Annotated in this window: 25 protein-coding genes and 2 pseudogenes; 8 read left to right on the top strand and 19 right to left on the bottom strand. The window is 65.4% G+C overall.

Features of this window, described 5'->3' with window-relative positions:
- The first annotated feature begins 569 nt into the window (after positions 1–569).
- Positions 570–1,631 carry a pectate lyase family protein gene (locus M3O59_RS14320; protein WP_064632060.1) on the top strand — a complete coding sequence of 354 codons (1,062 nt, stop codon included), beginning with the start codon at positions 570–572 and terminating at the stop codon, positions 1,629–1,631.
- Between the two features lie 55 nt (positions 1,632–1,686).
- Here the strand turns inward: M3O59_RS14320 and M3O59_RS14315 are convergent, their stop codons facing one another.
- On the bottom strand, positions 1,687–1,842 hold the full coding sequence (locus M3O59_RS14315; protein ID WP_181920547.1) for a hypothetical protein: 156 nt from the start codon (positions 1,840–1,842) through the stop codon (positions 1,687–1,689).
- 162 nt (positions 1,843–2,004) lie between these two features.
- Between M3O59_RS14315 and M3O59_RS14310 the strand changes: the two genes are divergently transcribed.
- The 3 genes from M3O59_RS14310 (at position 2,005) to cydB (ending at position 6,847) form a co-directional block, all read left to right on the top strand.
- Positions 2,005–3,393, top strand: coding sequence for an amino acid permease (locus tag M3O59_RS14310; protein WP_064632059.1), 1,389 nt, complete (start codon positions 2,005–2,007; stop codon positions 3,391–3,393).
- A 1,040-nt stretch (positions 3,394–4,433) separates the two neighbouring features.
- Complete coding sequence (locus M3O59_RS14305) at positions 4,434–5,831, top strand: cytochrome ubiquinol oxidase subunit I (RefSeq protein WP_064632057.1); 1,398 nt, start codon at positions 4,434–4,436, stop codon at positions 5,829–5,831.
- Positions 5,831–6,847 carry a cytochrome d ubiquinol oxidase subunit II gene (gene cydB / locus M3O59_RS14300; RefSeq protein WP_064632055.1) on the top strand — a complete coding sequence of 339 codons (1,017 nt, stop codon included), beginning with the start codon at positions 5,831–5,833 and terminating at the stop codon, positions 6,845–6,847. Before M3O59_RS14305 ends, cydB begins: the two co-directional genes overlap by 1 nt.
- Positions 6,848–7,016: 169 nt before the next feature.
- Here cydB and M3O59_RS14295 read toward each other — a convergent pair whose 3' ends face one another.
- From M3O59_RS14295 to M3O59_RS14280, 4 genes are all read right to left on the bottom strand, one after another.
- On the bottom strand, positions 7,017–7,835 hold the full coding sequence (locus M3O59_RS14295; RefSeq protein WP_181920545.1) for a carboxylesterase family protein: 819 nt from the start codon (positions 7,833–7,835) through the stop codon (positions 7,017–7,019).
- A 117-nt stretch (positions 7,836–7,952) separates the two neighbouring features.
- Positions 7,953–9,314 carry a magnesium transporter gene (gene mgtE, locus M3O59_RS14290; RefSeq protein ID WP_005993208.1) on the bottom strand — a complete coding sequence of 454 codons (1,362 nt, stop codon included), beginning with the start codon at positions 9,312–9,314 and terminating at the stop codon, positions 7,953–7,955.
- Between the two features lie 312 nt (positions 9,315–9,626).
- Positions 9,627–11,357 (bottom strand): phosphoenolpyruvate--protein phosphotransferase, encoded by a 1,731-nt coding sequence (gene ptsP, locus M3O59_RS14285; RefSeq protein WP_116905786.1) that lies wholly within the window; start codon positions 11,355–11,357, stop codon positions 9,627–9,629.
- 58 nt (positions 11,358–11,415) lie between these two features.
- On the bottom strand, positions 11,416–11,685 hold the full coding sequence (locus tag M3O59_RS14280; RefSeq protein ID WP_016904613.1) for an HPr family phosphocarrier protein: 270 nt from the start codon (positions 11,683–11,685) through the stop codon (positions 11,416–11,418).
- Between M3O59_RS14280 and M3O59_RS14275 the strand changes: the two are divergent.
- Positions 11,666–11,926: pseudogene (locus M3O59_RS14275) on the top strand (hypothetical protein); the annotation flags it as partial. The gene M3O59_RS14280 and the pseudogene M3O59_RS14275 overlap by 20 nt on opposite strands.
- Here M3O59_RS14275 and M3O59_RS14270 read toward each other — a convergent pair.
- The 11 genes and pseudogenes from M3O59_RS14270 to M3O59_RS14220 all read right to left on the bottom strand — a co-directional run.
- A pseudogene (locus M3O59_RS14270) lies at positions 11,819–12,070 on the bottom strand (PTS sugar transporter subunit IIA); the annotation flags it as partial. The pseudogenes M3O59_RS14275 and M3O59_RS14270 overlap by 108 nt on opposite strands.
- Before the next feature lie 482 nt (positions 12,071–12,552).
- Positions 12,553–13,425 (bottom strand): RNase adapter RapZ, encoded by an 873-nt coding sequence (gene rapZ / locus M3O59_RS14265; protein WP_181920540.1) that lies wholly within the window; start codon positions 13,423–13,425, stop codon positions 12,553–12,555.
- Positions 13,422–14,372, bottom strand: coding sequence for an HPr(Ser) kinase/phosphatase (gene hprK / locus M3O59_RS14260; RefSeq protein ID WP_005993219.1), 951 nt, complete (start codon positions 14,370–14,372; stop codon positions 13,422–13,424). Before hprK ends, rapZ begins: the two co-directional genes overlap by 4 nt.
- On the bottom strand, positions 14,369–14,827 hold the full coding sequence (locus tag M3O59_RS14255; RefSeq protein WP_064632042.1) for a PTS sugar transporter subunit IIA: 459 nt from the start codon (positions 14,825–14,827) through the stop codon (positions 14,369–14,371). The genes hprK and M3O59_RS14255 overlap by 4 nt, the downstream gene beginning before the upstream one ends.
- A 21-nt stretch (positions 14,828–14,848) precedes the next feature.
- Positions 14,849–15,166: a ribosome hibernation-promoting factor, HPF/YfiA family gene (gene hpf / locus M3O59_RS14250; protein WP_005913379.1), complete on the bottom strand. Its 318-nt coding sequence runs from the start codon at positions 15,164–15,166 to the stop codon at positions 14,849–14,851.
- An 87-nt stretch (positions 15,167–15,253) separates the two neighbouring features.
- Positions 15,254–16,693, bottom strand: a complete 1,440-nt coding sequence (locus tag M3O59_RS14245; protein WP_116905785.1) for an RNA polymerase factor sigma-54 — start codon at positions 16,691–16,693, stop codon at positions 15,254–15,256.
- A 40-nt stretch (positions 16,694–16,733) separates the two neighbouring features.
- Entirely contained in the window at positions 16,734–17,453 is a 720-nt protein-coding gene (lptB, locus tag M3O59_RS14240) for an LPS export ABC transporter ATP-binding protein (RefSeq protein ID WP_064507313.1), read from the bottom strand.
- Positions 17,453–18,013 carry a lipopolysaccharide transport periplasmic protein LptA gene (gene lptA / locus M3O59_RS14235; RefSeq protein WP_095522332.1) on the bottom strand — a complete coding sequence of 187 codons (561 nt, stop codon included), beginning with the start codon at positions 18,011–18,013 and terminating at the stop codon, positions 17,453–17,455. Before lptA ends, lptB begins: the two co-directional genes overlap by 1 nt.
- Positions 17,991–18,566 (bottom strand): LPS export ABC transporter periplasmic protein LptC, encoded by a 576-nt coding sequence (gene lptC / locus M3O59_RS14230; protein ID WP_064632036.1) that lies wholly within the window; start codon positions 18,564–18,566, stop codon positions 17,991–17,993. The genes lptA and lptC overlap by 23 nt, the downstream gene beginning before the upstream one ends.
- Positions 18,563–19,111 carry a KdsC family phosphatase gene (locus M3O59_RS14225; RefSeq protein WP_064632034.1) on the bottom strand — a complete coding sequence of 183 codons (549 nt, stop codon included), beginning with the start codon at positions 19,109–19,111 and terminating at the stop codon, positions 18,563–18,565. The genes lptC and M3O59_RS14225 overlap by 4 nt, the downstream gene beginning before the upstream one ends.
- Positions 19,112–19,160: 49 nt before the next feature.
- Positions 19,161–20,162, bottom strand: a complete 1,002-nt coding sequence (locus tag M3O59_RS14220) for a KpsF/GutQ family sugar-phosphate isomerase (protein ID WP_064632032.1) — start codon at positions 20,160–20,162, stop codon at positions 19,161–19,163.
- Between the two features lie 53 nt (positions 20,163–20,215).
- Between M3O59_RS14220 and M3O59_RS14215 the strand changes: the two genes are divergently transcribed.
- From M3O59_RS14215 to M3O59_RS14205, 3 genes are all read left to right on the top strand, one after another.
- Entirely contained in the window at positions 20,216–20,443 is a 228-nt protein-coding gene (locus M3O59_RS14215) for a BolA family protein (protein WP_055823246.1), read from the top strand.
- Positions 20,444–20,691: 248 nt separating this feature from the next.
- Positions 20,692–21,966: a UDP-N-acetylglucosamine 1-carboxyvinyltransferase gene (gene murA, locus M3O59_RS14210; RefSeq protein ID WP_116905784.1), complete on the top strand. Its 1,275-nt coding sequence runs from the start codon at positions 20,692–20,694 to the stop codon at positions 21,964–21,966.
- Positions 21,963–22,286: a hypothetical protein gene (locus tag M3O59_RS14205; protein WP_064632028.1), complete on the top strand. Its 324-nt coding sequence runs from the start codon at positions 21,963–21,965 to the stop codon at positions 22,284–22,286. The genes murA and M3O59_RS14205 overlap by 4 nt, the downstream gene beginning before the upstream one ends.
- Before the next feature lie 198 nt (positions 22,287–22,484).
- Here the strand turns inward: M3O59_RS14205 and M3O59_RS14200 are convergent, their stop codons facing one another.
- The 3 genes from M3O59_RS14200 to purN form a co-directional block, all read right to left on the bottom strand.
- The gene (locus tag M3O59_RS14200) at positions 22,485–23,165 is read right to left on the bottom strand and encodes a DUF3108 domain-containing protein (RefSeq protein ID WP_116905783.1); all 681 of its coding nucleotides are present in this window, start codon (positions 23,163–23,165) and stop codon (positions 22,485–22,487) included.
- Positions 23,166–23,168: 3 nt separating this feature from the next.
- Positions 23,169–24,011: a DUF3108 domain-containing protein gene (locus M3O59_RS14195; RefSeq protein ID WP_116905782.1), complete on the bottom strand. Its 843-nt coding sequence runs from the start codon at positions 24,009–24,011 to the stop codon at positions 23,169–23,171.
- Between the two features lie 65 nt (positions 24,012–24,076).
- Entirely contained in the window at positions 24,077–24,745 is a 669-nt protein-coding gene (purN, locus tag M3O59_RS14190) for a phosphoribosylglycinamide formyltransferase (protein ID WP_116905781.1), read from the bottom strand.
- Positions 24,746–24,752: the final 7 nt, after the last annotated feature.

Raw genomic sequence — 24,752 nt, 5'->3', positions numbered from 1 at the left:
CGTGCAGCGTCTTCGCCACCGTAGGCTTGCAATGTAAATGCACGCGAGCGTTCTGCTGCTGTGCAGCAACGCTGCAGGCAACCCGCAGAATCCCGCGAGAATCCGGGCGACACGCATTGGCGCGTCGTTGCCGGTGCACGTGTTGTATTGCTGCGCTGCAAATTCGCTGCGTCGCAGCTGTCATCGCCAGGCGCATGTGCAGCTCATGCCCGCAATGGCGACCAGTACGCAAGCACCACAGGCGTGAAGTGGCGAACATCCACGCAGGCGTGCGCGCTCGAGCGCACGCACCTGCAGCACAGGCATGCCTGCACCAGCGCAGACGCGCATCGATCATGCACATCCATCGCATCTCCCGGCACTGCCGTGTCCTGTCCCGGCTGTCCTTTGCTGTCTCTTTTGCATGTCCCGCAAAGAGAACACCGTGGTGCGTCAAACTTTCAGTGATGGATAATTGTTTTATGTTTTAAATCGCGCGAAGAATGCGGCCCCCACGCCCCGCTTTGTCGTTGTCGTTGCCACTGCGCAGACGGCACGCATCGCTTATCGACTTCTTTGGGAGAGGCTGCATGACTAGCAAGATGCTCCAGGGCGCGCTCGCGCTTGCGCTATCCACGTGCGCAGCAAGCGCCATCGCCGGCCCGGTCGGGTACGGTGCGGCCACCACCGGTGGCGGCAACAAGACACCGGTCAACGTGGCAACGTTCGAAGCCATGCAGGCCGCCATCGACAGTTATTCCGGCAGCGGTGGGCTGGTGCTCAACTACACCGGCAAGTTCGACTACGGCACCATCAAGGACGTCTGCGCGCAGTGGAAGCTGCCGGCCAAGACCGTGCAGATCAAGAACAAGAGCGATGTCACCATTAGGGGGGCGAATGGCTCGGCGGCCAACTTCGGTCTGTGGGTCGTGGGCAACGCCAACAACATCATCATCCAGAACATGACCATCGGCCTGCTGCAAGGTGGCGAAGATGCCGATTCGATTTCGCTGGAAGGCAACTCCAGCGGCTCGCCGTCCAGGATATGGGTCGACCACAACACCGTGTTCGCCTCGTTGACCAAATGCTCCGGTGCGGGCGATGCCTCCTTCGATGGCGGCATCGACATGAAGAAGGGCGTGCACCACGTCACCGTGTCCTACAACTACGTCTACAACTATCAAAAGGTCGCGCTGAATGGCTACAGCGACAGCGACACCAAGAACTCGGCCGCGCGCACTACGTATCACCACAACCGCTTCGAGAACGTGGAATCGCGCGTGCCGTTGCAGCGCCGCGGCTTGAGCCACATCTACAACAACTACTTCAACAATGTGTTTACCTCGGGCATCAACGTGCGCATGGGCGGCGTGGCGAAGATCGAGTCGAACTACTTCGAGAACATCAAGAACCCGGTGACCTCGCGCGACAGCAGCGAGATCGGCTACTGGGACCTGATCAACAACTACGTCGGCAGCGGCATCACCTGGGGCACGCCCGATGGCAGCAAGCCCTACGCCAATGCCACCAACTGGGTGAGCTCCAAGGTGTTCCCGGAATCGCTGGGCTACACCTACACCATCACCCCGGCCGCGCAGGTCAAGGCCAAGGTGATCGCCACGGCGGGTGCGGGCAAGAACCTGGCCGAGTGACCGGCAGCGCGTAGTGGCAGCAACCCACATCCCCTGCCCGCCCGGGGATGTGGGTTTACGCAGTCAACAATGTGATCAGTTCGGGCATCAACGTGCGCACGGGCGGCGCGGCGAAGATCGCGTCGAACTCTTTCGAGAACATCAGGAAACCGCTGACCTCGCGCGACAGCAGCGAGATCGGCCACCGGGACCTGCAGGCAAGCGGCAGCACGTCCCGGCAGGTGGCCGAGCGTTGCCTGCTGCAAGTGAGGGCAGGGCACGCTTTCGTGGCGTCGCCACTCCTTCGCCACTCCTTCGCCGGGCCGGCGTCAAGAGGCGCGGCAGGCGCCGCGACGCGGTATCGTGTGGCGATTCCATTCGTTCAAACCCGTCCATGCCGCTTCCGACCGATCCCGTTGCTGAGACCGCTGCGTCCGCCGCGCCTGCACTGCGCCACGCGCTGAAGCCGCGGCAATTGATGATGATGGGCCTGGGCACGGCGATCGGCGCCGGGCTGTTTCTCGGTTCCGGCGTGGGGATCCATGCGGCCGGGCCGGCGGTGCTGATCTCGTACCTGATTGCCGGTGCGTTGGTCATCATCGTGATGAACGCGCTGGGCGAAATGGCGGCCGCCAAGCCGGCCAGCGGCGCGTTCTCGGTGTACGCGGCCGATGCGATGGGCCCGACCGCCGGCGCGACCGTGGGCTGGTTGTGGTGGTTCCAGGTGGTGGTGGTGATTGCCGCCGAAGCCGTCGGCGCCGCCGGCCTGCTCGCGACCGTCTGGCCCGCGTTGCCGGTGCCCTTGCTGGCGCTGCTGTTCATGGCCACCTTCACCGCGATCAATCTGCTGGGGGTGCGCAATTTCGGCGAGTTCGAATTCTGGTTCGCCATCCTCAAGGTTGTGGCGATCATCGTGTTCCTGTTGATCGGTGTGGCCTTGCTGGCCGGCTGGTTGCCCGGTGTGGTGTCGCCGGGGTTGTCCAACTTCACCCAGAACGGCGGCTTTGCGCCGAAGGGCCTGGCCGGTATCGGTTCGGCCTTGCTGGTGGTGGTGTTTGCCTTTGGCGGCACCGAGATCGTGGCGGTGGCCGCGGCAGAAACTGCCGACCCGGGCCGTAGCCTGGCGCGCACCATCCGCACCGTGGCCTGGCGCATCCTGGTGTTCTACATCGGCTCGATCAGCGTGATCGTGGCGGTGGTGCCGTGGACCAGCGCCGCGCTCAGCTCGCCGTTCGCTGCCGTGCTGGAAGTGGCACGCATTCCCGGCGCGGCCACGGCCATTACCCTGGTGGCGGTCGTGGCGTTGCTGTCGGCGCTCAATGCCAATCTGTATGGCGCCTCGCGGATGATCTTCTCATTGGCCCAGCGTGGCGAAGCGCCGCGCTTGCTTGGCAAGACCAGCGGCGAGCAGGTGCCGCTGGTGGCAGTGATCGCCAGCGTGCTGTTCGGTTTTGCCGCGGCGGCGCTGGAGCTGCTGTATCCCAACAAGGTGTTGCCGATGCTGCTCAACATCGTTGGCGCCACCTGCCTGCTGGTGTGGACGATCTCGCTGGTGTCGCAGCTGATCCTGCGCGGCCGCGCCGACCGCGCCGGCATCGCGTTGCCGTTCCGTATGCGCGGTTATCCGTTTCTGACGGTGTTGGCGCTGGCGATCCTGGCGGTGATCTTCGTGCTGTTGGCCAGCTCGGCCGACACGCGCGCGCAGTTCCTGTCGATGGTCGGTTTGACCGCAGCGTTTGCGTTGTTCAGCGAGCTTGCACGGCGGATGCGTCGCCAGCACTGAACATCCACAACGTTTGGTTGCAGCGCGCTGGCGCGCGATGGAGCGGCGCCGGTAGTCCGGGGTCAAACGCTGAGTGAGTGAGCGCGCAGTGCTCTCACCGCTTGCGGGACAGGTCGTGCACCCACCCTTGCGGAACCGTTGGTGGCATCCAGGCCACCAACGGTCCCGCAAGCGGCGATGACACCGCGCCAGACAGTTGGTCGGTGGTTGCGTTAAAGCTGCTTGTAGCGCGCTGCGCATCAGGTGTTGAGCCTGCGCGTCATGATCGAACAATGCGCATTAGTCACGGCCCCTACCGTGCACACCGACCATCTCGACTGGTCCTTGCCCGCCTACCGTCGCGGGACCTTACGCGGCATGGATGCCGCGTAAGAGCCTACACGGACGTACTTGCGGCGTGTCCCGCGATGGTGGGCGGGCAAGGGCCCTGCAGCAAGCGCAAAGATGTCGAGTGCGCGGTGCCCTCACCGCTCGCGGGACACGCCGTTAACCCGTCCATGGGGGCTCGGTGGCGGCATCCATGCCGCCAACGGTCCCGCAATCGGTAAGGACACCGCGCCAGACAGTTGGTCGGTGGTTTTATGGAAGAGCGAAGACACAGCTTCACCAGTTTGCTGATCGCTTGTCGAAACCTGTGCGCACCGACCATCTCGACTGGTCCTTGCCCGCTCACCGTCGCGGGACCTTGAGCGGCATGGATGCCGCGCCAGAGCCTCCAGGGACGGATTGACGGCGTGTCCTGCGATGGTGGGCGGGCAAGGGCCCTGCAGCCAACCCGCAGATCAGCGTGCTTGCAGCCAGACCGCTGATCAGCCAGCCCCCAGCCGACCGGCATGACGTAGTTTTGTCAGCCGCTCCAAAGCGCAGAAGCGACGTTTTGCCGCAGATGCGACGCCGTGTCGCATCGGGAACGGGCCCGACCGTCCCTATCATGATCACGTAGCGCGGCAGCGCCACATCGACCACCGCAGCGTCTACCCGGCGATCGATGTGCGACCTGCACGCTGACGATTAACCCCACTTTTCCTTGAGGGATCTCCATGGATGCCTTGCTGTTGTCACGGATCCAGTTCGGGTTTGTCATTGCCTTCCACGTGCTGTTTCCGGCATTCACCATCGGGCTTTCCAGCCTGCTGGCGTTCCTGGAATGGCGCTGGCTGCGCACGCGCCTGCCGGTCTGGCGCGAGCTGTATTTTTTCTGGCAGAAGATCTTCGCCGTGTCATTCGGCATGGGCGTGGTTAGCGGCATCGTGATGGCGTTTCAGTTCGGCGCCAACTGGCCGGAACTGAGCCGGATTGCCGGGAGCGTGATCGGGCCGTTGCTGAGCTATGAAGTGCTTACTGCGTTTTTTCTCGAGGCCAGCTTTCTGGGCGTGATGATGTTCGGCTGGGGCCGCATTTCCGAGCGCCTGCACTTCTTTGCCACCTGCATGGTGGCGCTGGGTACGCTGTTTTCCACCTTCTGGATTCTCTCGTCCAACAGCTGGTTGCAGACGCCGGCGGGCTTCGAGGTGATCGACGGCATTGTGCATCCGGTGAACTGGTTGCAGATCATCTTCAATCCCTCGTTTCCGTATCGGCTTGCGCACATGGCGCTGGGCTCGTTCATCACTACGTGTTTTGTGGTGGGCGCAGTCGGTGCGTGGTACCTGCACCGCGGCGTGCACCGCGAGGCCGGGCTGCGCATGTTCAAGCTGGCGGTGGCCTTCGCCGCCATCACGGTGCCGCTGCAGATCTTCGTCGGCGACATGCATGGCTTGAATACGCTCAAGCACCAGCCGATGAAGATCGCCGCAATGGAAGCGCACTGGCATGCCGAGCAGCCGGGCAAGGGATTTCCGCTGGTGGTGTTTGCGCTGCCCAATACGCAGGCCGAACGCAACGATTACGAGGTGGCGATTCCGCGCCTGGGCAGCCTGATTCTGACCCATAGCCTGGAGGGCAGCATCGCGCCGCTGACCTCGGTGCCGGCCAGCGAGCGTCCACCGGTGACGCCGGTGTTTTTCGCCTTCCGCATCATGGTGGGAATCGGTTCGTTGATGTTGCTGGTGGCCTGGGTGTCTGCATTCGCCTGGTGGCGCGGCAAATTGCTGCAGTGGCGCTGGTTGCTGGCGACCTGGCGCTGGATGTTGCCAAGCGGCTTCATCGCGCTCATTTCGGGCTGGTTCGTTACCGAAATCGGCCGGCAGCCCTACGTGGTTTATGGCCTGTTGCGCACCGCCGATGCAGTGGGCCCGCAGTCTGCGCTGATGACCGCCATCTCGCTGGCGGTGTATGTGGCTGGCTATGCGTTCGTATTCGGCTGGGGCATCTGGTACCTGGTCAAGATCGGCAAGATCGGGCCGACCCCGCACGACGCCCCGCAGCTGGACCATGGCGAACACACGCCCGCACGCCCGCTCTCTGCGGCCGACGAACCGATCGATGGAGCCGCATGATGGACATGACAAGCGTGTTGCCGGTGGCGTGGTTTGCGGTGATCGGCTTCGGCGTGCTGATGTACGTGGTGCTGGACGGGTTCGTCCTGGGCATCGGCATCCTGGCGCCGTTCCGCAAGGACGAAGCGCAACTGGATTTGATGATGAACACCGCCGCGCCGATCTGGGACGGCAACGAAACCTGGCTGGTGCTGGGCGGGGCAGGGCTGCTGGCGGCGTTTCCCAAGGCGTATGCGGTGATCTTGTCGGCGCTGTATCTGCCGGTGTTGTTGATGGTGATGGCCTTGGTGTTTCGTGGCGTGGCGTTCGAATTCCGCTTCAAGGCACATCGCTCGCGGCGTTTGTGGAGCAACGCCTTTGCGGCCGGATCGATCCTGGCCACCTTCGCGCAGGGCGTGATCCTGGGCGCGCTGGTGCAAGGCTTGCCGATCGAGAACGACCGCTATGTCGGCGGTATCTGGGGCTGGTTCAGCCCCTTCGCGATGCTGACCGGTGCCGCCTTGGTGTTCGGTTATGCGCTGCTCGGCAGCACCTGGCTGATCCTCAAGACCGAAGGCCATGTGCAGCAGCTGGCGCGGCAGTTGAGCCGGCCGTTGACCCTCAGCGTACTGGTCTTCATCGGCCTGGTCAGCGCGTGGCTGCCGTCGTTGCAATCGCATGTGATGGATCGCTGGTTCAACGATGCGCATTATCTGTGGTTGATGCCGGTGCCGGTGCTGGTTGCCGTGGTGGGTTATGCGCTGTGGCGCGCGGCCGAGCCGGGGCGACCGGACACGGCGCCGTTCCTGCTGGCGATGGGCTTGTTCGTGCTCGGGTTCCTGGGCCTGGTGCTGGGCATGTGGCCGTACCTGGTGCCGCCGGTGTACACCATCTGGCAGGCTGCCGCGCCGCCGTCGTCGCAACTGTTCGCGCTGGTGGGGTTGGTGATGTTGCTGCCGCTGATCCTGGGCTACACGGTTTGGTCGTATCGGGTATTTCGCGGCAAGATCACCGCCGAGACCGGCTACCACCATTGATGGCAGCGGTTAGCGGTCGTCGCTTCGCGTCTGCGCGGGTCGCGCTTACCGGCAGGCGCAGCGCGCGATGACCCTGGATCGGTGCCGGCATGATCAGGGCCGGGGTTCGCCCGCTGCAGCGATCCCCATGCGGCTGAGCGCGCGGGGATCGCGCCCAACCGCAGTACGCTCAGCGCAGGCGCTGCTTGAACATCCACTCCCACATCGCCGGGTCCGCATAGGTCGCGTCCCAGACGTTGTGGTTGCCTTGGGGATATTCGCTGTAGCGCAGGTTGGCGCCCATGCCTTTTGCGGCGCGGTACAACGCGCGGTCGTCGTGCGGCGGCACCGAATCGTCCTTGGCGCCATGGAACATCCAGATCGGCACGTGCTTGAGTTGCGTCACTGCCGCGGTGTACGGGTCCGCTTCCTTGGCCACCAGGCTCACGTACAGCGTGCGGCGCTCATCGCGCGGTGCCTTGAGCGCGCCACAGATCGGCACGATTGCGGCAAACCGTTGCGGCTGCATCAGCCCGATTTCCCAGGCGCCATAGCCGCCCATCGAAATGCCGGTGAGATACGTGCGCTGCGGATCGGCGCTGAACTCGGCGCTGGCCGCATCCAGCGCGGCGATCGCCATGCGCGCGTTGATGCCCAGCCATTCTTCGTCGTCGGGCACTTGCGGCAGCACCACCAGTGCGGGAAATTCGGCGGTGTGTTCGCTCAGGTAAGGGCCCACGCCGACTTCGGCCTGATCGCGTCCGTTATCGCCGCGTTCGCCGGAGCCGTGCAGAAACAACACGATAGGCCGTGGCTGCGGCGCCTTGGCGGCCGGCACAAACACCTGGTAGCGGTAAAGCCGCCCCTCCAACTGCAGGGTGCGGGCGACAAAGTGGCCGCGCCGCCCATCGTGCTGGCGCTCAGCCATGCTGGAGCAACCGGCGAGCACCAGCGCAAGAATTCCAAGTAAGACGCAACGAACGATCACGCAGCACTCCCCATCGATCATCAAGCCGCAGTATCGCCGCATGCAGGTGCGCTGGCACGTGGCGTTGCGGCGAGCGCCGGGGATGCGCGTGCCGCCCTTCATTCTCGCTTGCGCGTGCATGCGGTCGGGCGCACGCGCTCACGGCATCAAGATCAACGTGGCAAGGCCCAGGAAGCTCAAAAAGCCCATCACGTCGGTCAGCGTGGTCAGGATCACGCCACCGGCCAGGGCCGGATCGAAGCCCAGCCGTTTGAGCGTCACCGGCACCAGCACGCCGCCAAAGGCAGCGGTCAGCATGTTCAACGTCAGCGCAGTGCCGATCACCAGCGACAGCATCGGCTGGCCGAACCAGGCCAGCACGATCAGCCCAAGCCCTACGCCCAGACACAGCCCATTGATCAGCGCAACGGTGAGCTCCTTCTTGAGCAGGGTCATCACGTTGGACGAGCCGATCTGCCCCAGCGCCAGGCCGCGCACCATCAGCGCCAATACCTGGGTGCCGGCATTGCCGCCCATGCCGGCCACGATCGGCATCAACGCCGCCAGTGCTACCAGCTTTTCGATGGTGCCTTCGAAGCGGCTGACCACGCTGGAAGCCAGAAACGCGGTGCACAGATTGATGCCCAGCCAGATCAGCCGGCGCCGGAATGCGCGCCGTGCCGGGCTGAACATGTCTTCGTCTTCGTCCAGGCCGGCCGCGCTCATGGCCTGGTGCTCGGCCTGCTCGCGGATGATGTCCACCACGTCGTCGATGGTGATGCGGCCGAGCAGGATGTTGTTGTCGTCCACCACCGGCGCCGAGATCCAGTCGTGGTCGGAGAAGCGCCGCGCCACTTCGTCGGAGCCATCGCCCACGTCGATGGCGGGCTGCTCGTCGTCGATCAAGCGATTGACCGGCGTACTGTCTTCGTGAGTCACCAGTGCGGCCAGCGACACGCGGCCCAGGTATTGATGGCGGCGGCTCACCACGTACAGATGGTCGGTATGGTCGGGCAGCTCGCCGCGCAGGCGCAGGTAGCGCAGCACCACATCGACATTGACGTCCGCGCGCACCGTCACCACGTCCGGGTTCATCAGGCGGCCGGCGGTGTCTTCCGGATACGACAGCACCTGTTCGAGCCGCTCGCGGTTCTCGCGGTCCATCGACTTGAGCACTTCGTCGATGACGGTGTCGGGCAGGTCTTCGACCAGGTTGGCCAGATCGTCGATGTCCAGGTCTTCGACCGCCGCGACGATCTCGTCGGTGTCCATGTCGGCCAGCAGGCTTTCGCGCACTTCATCGCCGACGTGCAGCAGCACCTCGCCATCGTCCTCCGGGTCGACCAGCCCCCACACCACTTCGCGTTTGCCGGGCGGCAGCGATTCGAGCAGGTTGCCGATCTCCGCCGGCGCCAGCGTGTTGACCAACCGGCGTACCGGCCCTAAGCGTCCGCTATCCAGCGCGTCGGACAGCAGTCGTAGCTGGCGCGCGGTTTTGTCGTGGCGGACGGCTTCGGCCATGCGCGGCTCCCCGGAAGAGTGGACGCGTCGTCAATCGAAGACGCGGTGCTGGATCAGCACGGCATTATCGCTTGCGCATGGTGACGAAACATACAGTGCCGCTCGCACGCTGCTCGAACAGCAGCGCCGCAATCGCGCATCCAACCCAGGAGCGCCATCGCCAGGCAGCGAGCAATAGCTGAGCGGATGCAGCTGGCGGCACACTGCCGGTGTCAAGGCACGAGAGCTGCCGTGCCCAACGCACGCTGTTTTTCGCTGGCGATGCTTGGCGCGATGCAGCTCGGCGCAGCGTGTGGGTCGTGCGGGTCGCCGCTAGCGCAGCAGCCCCTGCGCATTGCCCGCCAACCACTTCTCGATGCCCTTGCGGTCGCGGGCGCGCAGCAGTTTTTCGCCCTGCACGCGCAACTCGCCCAGATGGATATCGCGCACCGCGCGGCGCACTTCCAGCAAGGTGGCCGGATGCAGGCTGAATTCGGTGAGCCCCAACGCCAGCAACATCGGCACGAAGCGCGGGTCGCCGGCGATCTCGCCGCACACCGCCACCGGCTTGCCGTAGGTGCGCCCGGTGGCGATCACCTGCGCGATCAGGCGCAGCACTGCCGGATGCAACGGTGAATACAGCTCGCCCAAAGCCTCGTTGTTGCGATCCACCGCCAGCAGGTACTGCACCAGATCGTTGGTGCCGATCGAGAGGAAATCGATGTCGTCGATGAAGCAATCCAGCGCCAGTGCCGCCGCCGGCACTTCGATCATCGCGCCCAGCGGAATGTGCTCGGCGATCTCGTGGCCTTCCTCGCGCAGCTGCGCGGTGAGCTTCTTCAACTGCTTGCGCAGCAGCAGGATTTCTTCGCGGCCGCTGACCATCGGTACCAGGATGCGCACCGGCCCGTAGCCGGACGCACGCAGGATCGCGCGCAACTGCGTCTGCGCCACCGCCGGCCGGGCGAGCGACAGGCGCACGCCACGCAGGCCCAACGCCGGGTTGTCTTCGTCGCTCAAGGTCAGGCCGGTGCGGTCGGCCTTGTCGGCGCCCAGATCCAGCGTACGGATGGTGACCGGGCGGCCGCTCATGCCCAGCACGGTGTCGCGGTAGGTGTGGAATTGTTCGTCTTCGTCCGGCAACTCGTTGCGCTGCAGGAACAGGAATTCGGTGCGGTACAGCCCCAGCCCGCTGGCACCCAGCGCATGCGCTTTTGCCACATCTTCCAGCGATTCGGCATTGGCCAGCAGGGTGATGTCGACGTTGTCGCGCGTGCGCGTGGGCTTGGAGCGCAGCCGGCCCAGCTCGCGTTGTTCCTTGGCTAGCGCGCGCAGGCGTTCGCGGTAGTCGCGCAGGTGCTCGGGGGTGGGGTCGACGATCACCTGGCCCGAGCCGGCATCGACGATCAAGACATCGCCATCTTCAATGCGCTGCACTGCATCGCCGACGCCCACCACCAACGGCAGGTGCAGGCTGCGCGCCAGGATCGCGCTATGCGACAGCGCACTGCCGGCGGTGGTAACGATGCCGACCACCCCTTGCGCCTGCAGCTGCGCAAGCTCGGAGGGCGCCACGTTGTCGCAGACCAGGATCTCGCCGGCCACGCCCTTGAGGTCGGGCGCGCGCTTGTGCAGGAACGCATGGATGCGGCCGATGACGTGATCCAGGTCGTCCATGCGGCTTCTGAGGTATGCGTCCTCCATGCCGTCGAACACCGCCGCCAGCCGGTCGCGCTGTACGCGCAAGGCGTAGTCGGCACTGTAGCGGTGGGTGCGGATCAGCTCATCCAGGCCTTGCAGCAGCTCCGGGTCGTCGAGCAGCAAGGCATGCAGCTCGAGAAATTCGCCGACTTCGCGCGCAAGTGCGCCATGCAGGCGATCGCGCAGTTGCTGCATTTCCACCCGTGCCGCTTCGATGGCGGTGTGCAGACGCTGCAACTGCGTCTCCACCTGGTTGGCGGGCACGCGTTGTTCGGCCACTTCCAGCGTATGGCTCTGGCGCACGCGTGCGCGCCCAAGCGCGTTGCCGCGCGCCGCGCCGTGTCCGCGCAGGCGCAGGCTCACGCGTGGCCCGGGCGCAGCCGCGCCGTGTCGGTCGTCACTGCACCGACGCCGCGCATGCTCAGCTGTCCTCGTCGAAACGACGCTCGAACAGGTCGACCAATGCCTGCAGGGCCTGCGCTTCGTCTTCGCCATCCAGGCGCACCACCACGCTGGTGCCTTGACCGGCGGCCAGCAACATCACGCCCATGATGCTCTTGGCATTCACTTCGCGGCCCTTGGCCGCCAGCGTGGCGTTGCTGCGATAGGACGACAGCGTCTGCACCAGCTTGGCGGTTGCCCGCGCATGCAGTCCGAGTCGGTTGGAAACTATGAGTTCGCGTTCAAGCATCGTCGATGATCGCTCCGTTGCGGGTACCGGCCGCCGCAGTGGCGGGCAGCTCCTGCAGTCCTTGTTCGGGGTAGTTCATCACCCGCAGCAGCATCGGCAGGCTCAATGCAGAGACCCGGCGAACCGGTGTGCCCAGCTTGGCCAACCGGCTGGCGAGATTGCTGGGGCTGGCGCCATACAGGTCGGTGATGACCAGCACGCCGTCGCCGCTGTCGACCCGGCGCATCGCCGACGAGGCCTGGGGCAACAGCGCGTCCAGGTCCGCATCGAACGGCACATCGAATGCTTCGGTCTTCAACGGCAAATGCCGCAACAGCCCCGTCGCCACGTTCAACAACGCCGCGCCGATGCCGGGATGAGTAATGAGGAGAATGCCACAGGCCATGCCGAAACGTTAACAGGTCAGCATGACTGCGCGATAGCGTTTGCCGGCATCGATGCGTTGCGAACTGAATAGCCGTTTAGGACCGCGGCAATCGGGCGTATGCGCGGCGCGCAGCAGGCGCGGTGTAGCGGATATGACGCATGATCCGTGACGCGCATCAGGTCGCTGCCGGACGCAGCGCAAGCGAGCGCTGCAGTTCGCACCCCGCAGCCGCATACACGTCCAGATGCAGCGAAGGTCTGCGGACGTTTAAAGGCGCATACGCGTGTCGAAGCGGTGCAACCTGCGATACCGCATCAAGCCAGCGAAGCCGCAACAAAGCGCGCCAGATACATCCAGTCCCGCGATCAACCCCGGCCAAGCCCAGGCAATGCGCGCCCCGGCAAACGCATCAGTACACACCAGCAAACCACGCACGTTCCAGCACGCAGGACCCCGTCGTTACGAATCCCCAATCCCGAATCCCAAATCCCAGCCCCAACTCAATCCTGCTCGCGATGAAACGTCGCCACTTCCGGCCAGCCTTGTTCGCGTGCGTGCCGGGCCATGCGTTCGGCCAGATACACCGAGCGGTGCTTGCCGCCGGTGCAGCCGAAGGCGATGGTCACGTAGCTACGGGTATCGTTGCGCAACCGCGGCAGCCAGGTGTCGAGCAGGTCCACGATCTGCGCGCTGTAACGCTGGACGTCCGGCTCCCTGTCCAGATAGTCGCGCACTGCGGCATCGCGCCCGGTGAGCGGGCGCAGTTCCGGATCCCAGTGCGGATTGGGCAGCACGCGCGCATCGAAGGCGAAGTCGGCTTCGGCCGGCACGCCGCGCTTGTAGGCAAACGACTCAAACAGCAACGACAGACGGTCGTTGCTGCCGAGTGCAAATTCGGTCACCACGCGGCGGCGCAACTGATGCACGTTGAGCGTGCTGGTGTCGATGATGGCATCGGCCTGCGCCCGCAGCGGCTCGGTCAACTGGCGCTCGCGGGTGATCGCTTCCGGCAAGGCCAGGCCGAGATGGCTCAGCGGATGGCGGCGGCGGGTGTCGGCGTAGCGCTTGATCAGCGCCTCGTCGCTGGCCTCGAAAAACAGCAGGCGCGCTTCGATACCGTATTCTTGCGCGGCCTGTCGCCATTGCGCCAGCTGCGTGAGGTCGCTGCGGCTGCGCACATCGATGCCCACCACCAGGCGCTGGTCGCCGAGCGGGTTGCCGCGCAGGCGGCTCTTGACGAAGTCCGGCAGCAATTCGACCGGCAGGTTGTCCGAGCAGTAGTAGTCCAGATCCTCGAAGGTCTTCAACGCAACCGATTTGCCCGAGCCGGACAGCCCGCTCACGATCATCAACGTGGAGGGCGCGGTACTCATGGCGTGCGTCGCTCCAGCAGGTTGCTGTGGCGGGCGATGAACATCGCCGCCGGGTCGATACCCTTGGTGCGCAGGATATGCAGCCGGGTGGCCGCCTCGGTGAGGACGGCCAGGTTGCGGCCGGGCATCACCGGCAGGGTGATCAGCGGCACGTCCAGATCCAGCACGTGGCGGCTGCCGGAATCGCCGGTCAAGCGCTCGTAGCCGGACGGCGTGGGCTCGGTCATCGGCCGGGTCAGGTGCACGATCAGGCGCAGGTATTTGTTTTTCTTCACCGCGGTGTCGCCGAACATGTCGCGTACGTTCAACACGCCCAGGCCGCGTACTTCCAGCAGGTCCTGCAGCAATTCGGGGCAGGTGCCGTCGAGCACATCGGGGGCGATCTGGGTGAATTCGGGCGCATCGTCGGCCACCAGCCGGTGGCCGCGGCTGAGCAGTTCCAGCGCCAGCTCGCTCTTGCCCGAGCCGGCTTCGCCGGTGATCAGCACGCCGATCGAATAGATCTCCATGAACACGCCGTGCAGCGTGACCCGCGGCGCCAGCGTGCGCGCCAGATGGTAGGAGAGGTGATTGAGTAGTTCGTGGCCGCGCTTGGGCGAAATCCACAGCGGCGTATTGGATTCGTCAGCGGCCGCCCGCAGGTCTTCCGGGCACGACTGGTTCTTGCTGATCGCCAGCGCCAGCGGCTGCACCTGGATGATCTTTTCGATGGTTTCCCAGCGCTGCCGCGCGTCCAGCGAATCCAGCCAGGCCAGTTCTTCGGTGCCCAGGATCTGCACCTTGTTTGGGTAGATCACATTGAGATAGCCAGCCAGCGACGGGCGGCGCGCATTGTTGCTGCCGGCCTGGATCTCGCGGTGCTCGCCCTTCTGCCCGGCGACCCAGCGCAGCGCCAGCTTGTCGCGCTGCTGGTCGAACAGTTCGCGTGCGGTGATGCTGGTATTCATGCTGCGCTGGCCTGCGGTGGCGTTGCGTCGGTCAGCAGCGCCATCAAGGCATCGGCGTTGGGCGCGGCGCGCAGCTGCTGGCGGAAGTCGGCATCGGAGAAGCGTTCGGCCAGTTCCGACAACAGCATCAGATGCTGGTGGGTGTAGTGCGCAGGCACTGCCATGGCGAAGATCAGATCCACCGGCTCATCGCCGCCGAAGGCCACCGGCGTGTCCAGCCGCAGCAGCGCGCCGCGTGGTTCGGTGAGATTGGGGCAGCGCCCATGCGGAATGGCGATGCCGTGGCCGATGGCGGTACTGCCCAGGGCCTCGCGCTCGCACAGGTTGGCGTAGAGCTCGTCGGCACCGGCCTGACGGCAGGACAGCAGATCGGCGGCGGTATGCAGCACGGTGTCGCGATCGGCGGCCGGCGACACCACGGTGCGCACGGCCGCCATCAGATCGGTTAAAGGCATGAGGGCATCAAGCAGGAAGCGTCACGCGGGATTGTCGCGCACCTCGCGTGCATGATGGTTACATTTCTTTTCTTTGTGCTTGAGCACCAGGCGGTCCAGCTTGTCGACCAGCAGGTCGATGGCGGCGTACATGGTGGAGCCGCTGGCATCTGCGTGCAGCGTGCGACCGGGGAGGTTGACGGTGGCGACCACGTGGTGGTCCGGCTTGCGAACGGCCAGCTGCGTTCGGACTTCACAGTGCTGGTCGAAATGGCGCTGCAGTCGCTGCAGCTTGCTTGCCACGTACTCCCGCAGGGCGGGGGTCACTTCAAGCTGGTGGCCATACGTCTCGATACGCATCGGATACCTCCATTGGTCGGTGGGCCAATGAACCGTTCCGGTATTCCGACAAACCCGGCGCAGGCCGGCGTTGCGGTGGTTGCAACGTCAGGCGATGCGGACGCGTTCGTGGGAGGCGGAAATGTTCATGGCCTCACGATACTTCGCAACGGTGCGCCGCGCTACTGGTACGCCGGATGTTTTCAACAGATCTGCCAACTTGGCGTCGGAGAGTGGTTTGCGCGGGTTTTCCGCATCGATCAGGCGTCGGATCATGGCCTGGATGGCGGTGCTGGAGGCCTCCCCGCCGCTGTCGGTGTCGATGCCGGAGGCGAAGAACGAGCGCAGCGCGATGGTGCCGCGCGGGGTGCGCACGTATTTGCGGGAAATTGCACGGGAAATGGTGGATTCGTGCAGGCCGAGCTCGCCTGCGATCTCGCGCAGGGTCAACGGGCGCAGCGCCTGCGCACCGAATTCCAGGAACCCGGCCTGGTGCTGCAGCAGGCAGCGCACCACCCGCAGCAAGGTTTCGCCGCGCGCCTCCAGGCTCTTGAGCAGCCAGCGCGCCTCCTGCAGCTGCCCGCGCAGGTAGCCGGCGTCGGATTCGCAACAGGTGCGGATCAGGTTTTCGTAGCCGCGGTGGATGGTGACCTTGGGTTGCGCGCGGCCAGCCAGCGAGGCCCGCCAAACCCCGCGCTGGCGCCAGATCACGCAATCGGGCACCACATAGGTGTCTTGCGAGAGGTCGCCGATCTGCTTGCCCGGGCGCGGGTCCAGCGAGCGCACCAGTTGCACTGCTTGCTCGACATCGGCGGCCGAGCGCTTGAGTTCGTGCGCCAGGCCGGCCACGCCGCTGCGCGGCAGCCGTTCCAGCGGGCCGGCGACGATCTGCAGCGCCAGCTCGCGCCCCGGCGTGGCCGGGTCGAGTACGGCCAGCTGCAGCGCCAGGCATTCGCCCAGGGCGCGCGCGCCCACGCCGACCGGGTCGAAGCGCTGGATCTGATGCAGCACGGTGAGAACTTCGGCCTCGTCCACCGCCGCGCCCAGCGCCAGCGTTTCGAGAATGGCCGACAGCGGTTCGCGCAGATAGCCGTCTTCGTCCAGCGCATCGATCAGCAGCGCACCGATCTGGCGGTCGCGCGGCGACAGCGGCGACAGATGCAACTGCCAAAGAAGGTGGTCGGCCAGGGTTTCCGATTCGGCCACACGCTCGGCGGCATCGCCGGACTCGTCGTCGTCGAAGCTGCCGCCGCTGCCCGAGCCGGTCCACTGCAGTTCGTCCTGCGACCAATCGTCGTCGCGCTCGGCAGGTGCGGCTTCTTCGCGCTGGGGTTCTTCGGTGGACGCGGACGGCGAGGCTTCCACCGCGGTGTCGTTGGCGGCCTGTGCGGCTTCATCGGCCCACTCCAGCAGTGGATTGGTTTCCACTGCCTCGGCGATTTCCGCTTCCAGCTCGGTGGTTGACATCTGCAATAGTTTGATCGCCTGACGCAATTGCGGCGTCATGACCAACTGCTGTCCTAGCGATGTCTGGAGCCGGGCTTTCATGCGGGCACTGACTGGAAAAAACGATGGCGCGGCGCCACGCTCAAAGGCGGAAGGTTTCCCCCAGATACACGCGACGGACGTCGGGATTGGCAAGCAACGTGTCTGGTGCCCCCTGCGCCAGTACGCCCCCCTCGGCGAGGATATACGCGCGGTCGCAGATTCCCAAGGTCTCGCGGACGTTGTGGTCGGTGATCAACACGCCGATGCCGCGTTCCTTGAGGTGGATGATGATGCGCTGGATCTCGCCGACCGAAATCGGGTCCACGCCGGCGAATGGTTCGTCCAGCAGCATCATGCGTGGCTTGGCCGCCAGCGCACGCGCAATCTCGCACCGGCGCCGCTCGCCACCGGAGAGGCTGGCACCGAGCTGATCGGCCACATGGGTGATCTGCAATTCTTCCAGCAACGAGACCAGTTCCTTCTCGCGGCCGGCAGTGTCCAGTTCCTCGCGCAGTTCCAGCACCAGGCGGATGTTGTCGGCCACGGTGAGCTTGCGGAAGATCGACGGCTCCTGCGGTAGGTAGCCCACGCCGAGCTTGGCGCGTGCATACATCGGCTCGGCGGTGAGGTCGCGGCCATCCAGCTCGATGCGCCCGGCATCGGCCTCGACCAGGCCGACGATCATGTAGAAGCAGGTGGTCTTGCCGGCACCGTTGGGGCCGAGCAGGCCGACCACTTCGCCGGCCTCGAGCGTGAGGCCGAATTCCTTGACCACTTCGCGTTGCTTGTACTTCTTGCGCAGACCGGTGGCGACCAGCATTACTTCTTCCCCTGCGGCTTGGCAGCGGGCTTGGCGGCTGGTGCCGGGGCCGGTGTGGCTGCGGCAGGGGCTGCGTTCTTCGGCTGGATGATCGTGCGCACGCGGCTGCCGTCGCCGCCGCTCTGCATGTTGCCGGTCTTGGTGTTGTAGACCATGCGCTGACCAGCGTTGGTGCCCTTGGGCGAGTCGACCTTGTAGTTGCCGGTCAGCACGATGACTTCGTTGGCGACCTGGTACTCGATGTTGTCGGCCTGGCCGTTCATCATCGCGCCGTCGTCCATCTGCTGCTTGAGCGTGGCCTGCTTGCCCACCAGTACCACACGATCGGTCTGGCCGTTCTTCTGGAAGATGTCGGCGGTGTCGGCATGGATTTCCAGCGTGCCCTGGGTGATCACCACATTGCCGCTGAAACGGCACTTGCCGCTGTCGTCGAGCATGTTGCAATCGTTGGCATTGGAGTCGATCGCCATCGGCTGATTACGGTCGCTGGTCTTGGCCATGGCCAGTGCAGGCAACAGCAGCGCGGCAAACGCCAGTTTAGCGGGCAGCATTCGGTTCATAACGGGTCTTGACCTGAGAAAGGAGCTTGTACTGGCGTGATTTGAGGTCGGCTTCGAAGCCGACGCCGCTCTGCATGATACCCGGCCGGCTCATGCTTACCGGGGCAGCGGTCTTGGCAAGGTTCTGCTGCGGAAACACGTCCAGGCTTTCGGTGCGGAAGGTGGTTGGCGGGGTATTGCCGGTGGTGGGGCTGTCGCCTTCGACATTACCGCGCAGACGCAACTCGTCGCCCTTGGGGCTGATCCAGCCGGTCTTGGCGCGCAGCGTCCACGGCTGGTTGGCGTTGTCGGGCAACAGAAAAACCGGCGTGGTGATTTCCGAGGTCTGGTCGGCGCGGTTGCGGTGCATTTCCGGCGCGCGCAGCGTCATCGATTCCTTGCCGCTCTGCTTGTCCAACGCGATCAATTCGAAATCGCGCAGCACGTAATCGGCCTTGGACTCGTCCACGACTGCGGCGACCGGGCGCGCGCGCTGTTGCCAGGCCGACCAGCCGGAGATCACGGCGGCGGCGAACAGCACCACGCCCAGGGTGGTTCTCCAGTTCCAATTCATGCGGAAAACCTTTCGATGATGCTCTCGACCTGGCCTTGCGCGGCCAGCACTACATCGCAGACCTCGCGGGCGGCACCTTCGCCGCCACGTGCCTGGGTATGCCACTGCACGCGCTCGGCGATCCAGGGGTGCGCGTTGGCCGGCGCCACCGGCAGGCCGACCGCCAGCAACGCCGGCAGGTCGGGCAGGTCGTCGCCCATGAACAACACCTGGTCCAGCGACAAGCCATGCTCCTGGCACAGCGCCAGCACCGCCAGACGCTTGTTCTTGACCCCGATCTGAACGTGCAGACCCAGGTCCTGGCCGCGCTTTTCCGCCGACAGGCTGGCGCGCGCGGTGATCAGCGCCACGTGGATGCCGGCATGGTCGAGCTGTTTGAGGCCCTGGCCGTCCAGCACGTTGAATGCCTTGCTCTCGTTGCCGGCGTGGTCGTAATACAAGCGGCCATCGGTGAGGGTTCCGTCGACGTCGAAACAGGCCAGGCGGATCCGCGCGGCGCGTTCGATCAACTCGGCGGGAAGGTGCTGCAAAGGGGAATAGGGCATCGGCACGAATCGGTGAGAACGGAGTTCCGGCGGTTGAAAACTGAACCTGTTAAACCACCTTGGCGCGCAACAGGTCGTGAATGTTCAATGCGCCCACCGCGCGCTGTTGCGCGTCGACCACGATCAGGCCATTGATCTTGTAATCCTCCATCAGCCGCGCGGCCTCGGCGGCCAGCTGGTCGGCGCCGATGGTGCGCGGGTTGCGCGTCATCACCTGCGCGATGCCGGCGCTGCGCACGTCGATGTCGCTGTCCAGCGCGCGGCGCAGGTCGCCGTCGGTGAACAGCCCGATCAGGCGCTCGTCGCTGTCCACCACGGCGGTCATGCCGAGGCGCTTGCGGCTCATTTCCATCAGCGCCTCGCTCAGGCTGGCGTCTTCGCGCACGCGCGGCAGGTCCTCGCCGGCGTGCATTACATCGGTGATGTGCAGCAGCAGGCGCCGGCCCAGGCTGCCGGCCGGATGCGAGCGGGCGAAGTCGTCGGCGGTGAAGCCGCGTGCGTCGAGCAAGGCGACCGCCAGTGCATCGCCCATGGCGAGCGAGGCGGTGGTGCTGGAAGTTGGGGCCAGGTGCAGCGGGCAGGCTTCGGCCGAGACGCTGACATCCAGGTGCACATCGGCGGCCTGGGCCAGGCTGGAGCCGGGGCGGCCGGTCATGGCGATGATCGGGTTGCCCTGGCGCTTGAGTACCGGCAGCAGCATGCGCACTTCGTCCGATTCGCCCGAGTACGACAGCGCCAGCACGATGTCGGCCTCGGTGATCATGCCCAGGTCGCCGTGTCCGGCTTCGCCCGGATGGACGAAGAACGCCGGGGTGCCGGTCGATGCCAGGGTGGCGGCGATCTTGCGCGCGATATGTCCGGATTTGCCCATGCCGGTGGCCACCACGCGCCCGCGCGAGGCCAGCACCAGCCGGCAGGCAGCGGCAAAGTCGCTGCCGATCCGCGCGCCCACGCTGGCCAGTGCCTCGCGCTCGATCTCCAGCACGCGCTGGCCGCTGTCGATCAGGCTGGCGTCGCTGACGGTGGCGGAGGGCAGGTGCGAGACGGCCATGCAGAACTCGGGTGAAGAGTAGAATGTGCGCTCATTTTATGAGGAAACGCCCTTTGGACGCCGAAACCATCCGTAAACTCATCGAATCCGGCTTGCCCGAAGCCCGCGTCGACGTGCACGGCGACGATGGCGTGCACTTCGAGGCCACCGTGATCAGCGCCTTATTCGCCGGCAAGGCCCCCTTGGCGCGCCACCGCATGGTCTACGCGACCCTGGGCGAGCTGATGGGCGGGGCAATCCATGCGCTGCAGCTCAAGACGCTGACCCCCGACGAAGGCTGAGCGCGGCCGACCACGCCTGCCCTCACCGCTACACGGCGCGGATGGTGCTCGGAATCGGCAGGCGCCACTCGTACACTTCTGAACCGGCCCCCCATTTCGCCTGGCGACTAGCCGCCACGGTAGGGAGGCACTCCGAGCGGCGACCTACCGCGACGCATCTGGTCGGCATGGCTGTCTGAACCACCACGCCGACCCGTTCCAACAGACCCCTTGTTTTCCCGACTTACTTTCGGATCTCCCAAGCTCCCATGGCAAAAATCGTAGTGACCGGCGGCCAAGCGCTGCATGGCGAAGTCAATATTTCCGGCGCCAAGAACGCAGTGCTGCCGATCCTGTGTGCCACCCTGCTGGCCGATGCGCCGGTGGAAATCAGCAACGTGCCGCACCTGCACGATGTGATCACCACGGTGAAACTGCTCAGCGAGCTGGGCGCCGAGGTCACCATCGACGAAGGCACGCTGGCCAAAGGCCGCTCGATCCTGGTCGACCCGCGCTCGGTGACTCATCAAATCGCCCCGTACGAGCTGGTCAAGACCATGCGCGCTTCGATCCTGGTCCTGGGCCCGCTGCTGGCGCGCTACGGCACCGCCGAAGTGTCGCTGCCCGGCGGCTGCGCGATCGGTTCGCGTCCGGTCGACCAGCACATCAAGGGCCTGCAGGCACTGGGTGCCGAGATTAGTGTGGAGAACGGCTACATCAAGGCCACCAGCAATGGGCGTCTAAAAGGCGGCCGTTACGTGTTCGACATGGTCAGCGTCACCGGCACCGAGAACGTGCTGATGGCCGCCGTGCTGGCCGAGGGCACCACCGTGCTGGAAAACGCGGCGATGGAGCCGGAAGTCACCGACCTGGCCGATTGCCTGATTGCGCTCGGTGCGCAGATCGAAGGCGCCGGCACCCCGCGCATCGTGGTGCAGGGCGTCGAGCGTCTGGGCGGCGGGCACCATGCGGTGCTGCCGGACCGCATCGAAACCGGCACCTTCCTGGTCGCCGCAGCGATGACCGGTGGCAGCGTCACCGTGCGCCGCGCGCGCCCGGAAACGCTGGACGCGGTGCTGGACAAGCTCACCGAGGCCGGCGCCACCATCACCACCACCGCCGACAGTGTCACCCTGGACATGCATGGCAAGCGCCCGCGCGCGGTCAACCTGACCACTGCGCCGTACCCTGCGTTTCCCACCGACATGCAGGCGCAGTTCATGGCGCTCAACTGCGTGGCCGACGGTGTGGGCGTGATCAACGAAACCATCTTCGAAAATCGTTTCATGCACGTCAACGAACTGCTGCGCCTGGGTGCGGACATCCAGGTCGAAGGCCATGCTGCCATCGTGCGCGGCGCCGAACGCCTGAGTGGCGCGCCGGTCATGGCCACCGACCTGCGCGCCTCGGCGTCGTTGATCCTGGCCGGGCTGGTGGCCGACGGCGACACCACCATCGATCGCATCTACCACCTGGACCGTGGTTACGAAAACATCGAGGAGAAGCTGGGGGCGCTGGGCGCGACCATCCGGCGTACCGCATGATCCTGCGCGGCCGTTTCACCACCCGTCGCAAGATCCTTCTGGGCGTGATCGTGCTGATCCTGGCGTGGCTCGCCTACGCCTGGAGCGTGGGCATGGCGATCACCCAGGGCGTCGAGTTCAAGAACATGGACTGGAACGGCGACGGCACTGCCAGCCGCAACGAGATTGCGCAGTCGTTCTATGCGGTGGCGGTCAAGAAGACCGTCGAGGGCAAGCGCCATTGCGACCTGTTCTATTGGCGTGGCACTGATGAGCAGATCCGGGTGGACTGCCGCACCGTATTTACGACCGGCGACGACAAGGCTGCCGGCAAGCCTTGAGAAGCGATCGGCCTTGGCTGAAAGAGTGATTGCGGAGTCGCTGATCTGCGGCTTCGCTGCATGGCCCTTGCCCGCCCACCATCGCGGGACACGCTGCAAGTACGTCCTTGTAGCTCTGGCGCGGCATCCATGCCGCTGAAGGTCCCGCTACGGTGAGCGGGCAAGGACCAGTCAAGATGGTCGGATAACGCAGAGCGCTCAGCGCAGCGACTTGATGGTCAGGTCCAGCGCGTCCTGGCCCTTTTCCTTCTGCAGCAGGCGCGCCGGCACCGGCAGGTCCTTGACTACCCACGCGATCAATTCCTTGTCGCCGTCCACACGCGATACCTTGGTGGCCTGTTCCTGTTTGCCGTTGACGGTGATGGTTTCCTCGCCGACCACCTTGTAGCTCATCGGCTTGATGCGGCCTTCGTCCACCATGCGGTAGTTGAGCGGCTTGCCGGCAGCCAGATCGCGGGTGATCGCCAGGTTGATCAGCAGCGCGTCCATATCGCCGGGTTGCAGTTTGACCGGGCCGCGACGGTCCGGCTTGATATCGCCGTTCCAGGTCGCCTGGCTGGTCTTCCAGTCGTAGTTGGCAGTGACGTTGCGGCGCTTGACCATCATCGACGAGGTGTCGTTGCTGCTGACCGGGCGCAGCTGACCGTTGGCTTCTTCGAACACCGTGCTCTGGGTCAGGTTGGCCAGCTGGTTCTGGATGGTGAGCGTGTAGCGCCACTGATTGGCGCCGGCGGCGGCCAGGGTCATGGTGCCATTGGCCTGCATCCCCATGTAATTGGCCGAGTAGTCGGCCTGGAATGGCTGCATGGCGAATGCGGGCAGGCTGGTCATCGCCATTGCGGCGGCGATCACGGCGCTGGTACGGGAGAAGATTTTCATGGGTCAGGCTCCTTGGTATTCGACCAGGCGCAGATCGACCTGATCCTCACCTTTGTCACGTTGCAGGATGCGCACCGGGGTCGGAACCCCGTTGGCGATCCAGAGGATGGTTTCGTTGTCACCGCTGTTGACCCGGTACACGCGCAGGGCGTCGTAGCTCAGATCGCCCACCTGCACCACTTCGGTGGTATCGGCAGCGCGGTAGTCGTATTTGCGCACCTTGCCCACATCGACGTAGCGATAGCTCAGGCTGCGCCCGGGCTGCGCATCGCGCATCAGCGACAGGTTCAGCGACAGCGCACTCTGGTCGCCATGCTGCAGCGGGATGGGCTGCTGCCGCTCCTTCTTCAGATCGCCGTCCCACTGCGCGGTGCCGGCTTGCCAGTTGTAGACGCCGGTGACCTTTTTGCCGAAGAACACCGCCTTGCGCACCGTGCTCTGGCTCAGCGGCACATAGGTGTCGCCGTCGACGCGGAACACCGTGCTTTGTTCCAGATTCAGGCCCAGGATGCTGGCGAAGCCCTTGCGGCCGCGCACCGACATGTCGATGCGCCATTGGCTGCCGTCCCCGTGGCTGACCTGCATGGTGGCGTCGCCGGCCTCCTTGCCACGGTAAAACGCCTGGTAAGTCGCCACGAACGGCTCCAGCGGCGGTGGTGTCCAGGTGCTGGCAGGCAGGGCGGCGGCCGATGCCGGTGCAGCGGCAGGCGCTGCAACCGGAGCAGGTGCGGCTGGCGCAGGTGCGGCCGGCGCCGGCGCGGCAGGCGGCTGTTGCGCACGGCCGGTGCCGGCCTGGGTGAGCAGGGCGGTGGTCAACAGCGCGGCGGCGATCGGGGTGACGTTCATGCGCTGGTAGCGGGCACGGGGGCCGCAACAATGTCCGAGACGGGATGAGGGAGATGTATCCGCATTCAGGCGAGTGCGGTATCTGCGGACTCTAGTCGTAAAGGCGTAAACAGGCACTGACCGTCGAGATGCACGCTCTCGCCGTGGACGGCGACGCGGCCGCTGGCGAGCAGGCCCAGCGTGGCCAGCAGCAGCGTGTGCTCGCGGGCCAGCACGCGCGCGGCCAGTTGCTCGGCGCTGTCGTCCGGCAGCACCGGCACGCGCGCCTGTGCGATCACCGCGCCGGCATCCAGCTCCGGCACCACCAGATGCACGCTGGCGCCATGCTCTGCATCGCCGGCTTCCAGCGCCCGCGCGTGGGTGTGCAGGCCGCGATATTTGGGCAGCAGCGACGGATGGATATTGAGCATGCGCCCGGCGAAACGGCGCACCAGCGGCTCGCCCAGGATGCGCATATAGCCGGCGCAGATCACCCAGCCCGGCTGCACTGCCGCGATCGCATCGCCGAGTGCGGCGTCGAACGCAGTACGGTCGGCGAAATCGCGCGGGCTGGCGCTCCAGCGCCGCGCCTGCTCGACCTTCTGCAGCGCCGCCGCCTGCGGGCGATCGGAAAACACTCCGACCACTTCGGCATGCAGGCGTCCACTGGCGATCGCATCGAGGATGGCCTGCAGGTTGCTGCCGCGGCCGGAAGCCAGCACGGCCAGGCGGAGCGGGGCGTCAGCGGCGTGCATTGAACAG

It is taken from the genome of Xanthomonas nasturtii (assembly GCF_023337365.3).
Lineage (GTDB): Bacteria > Pseudomonadota > Gammaproteobacteria > Xanthomonadales > Xanthomonadaceae > Xanthomonas > Xanthomonas nasturtii.
This window is presented reverse-complemented; position numbering and strand designations above follow the sequence as displayed.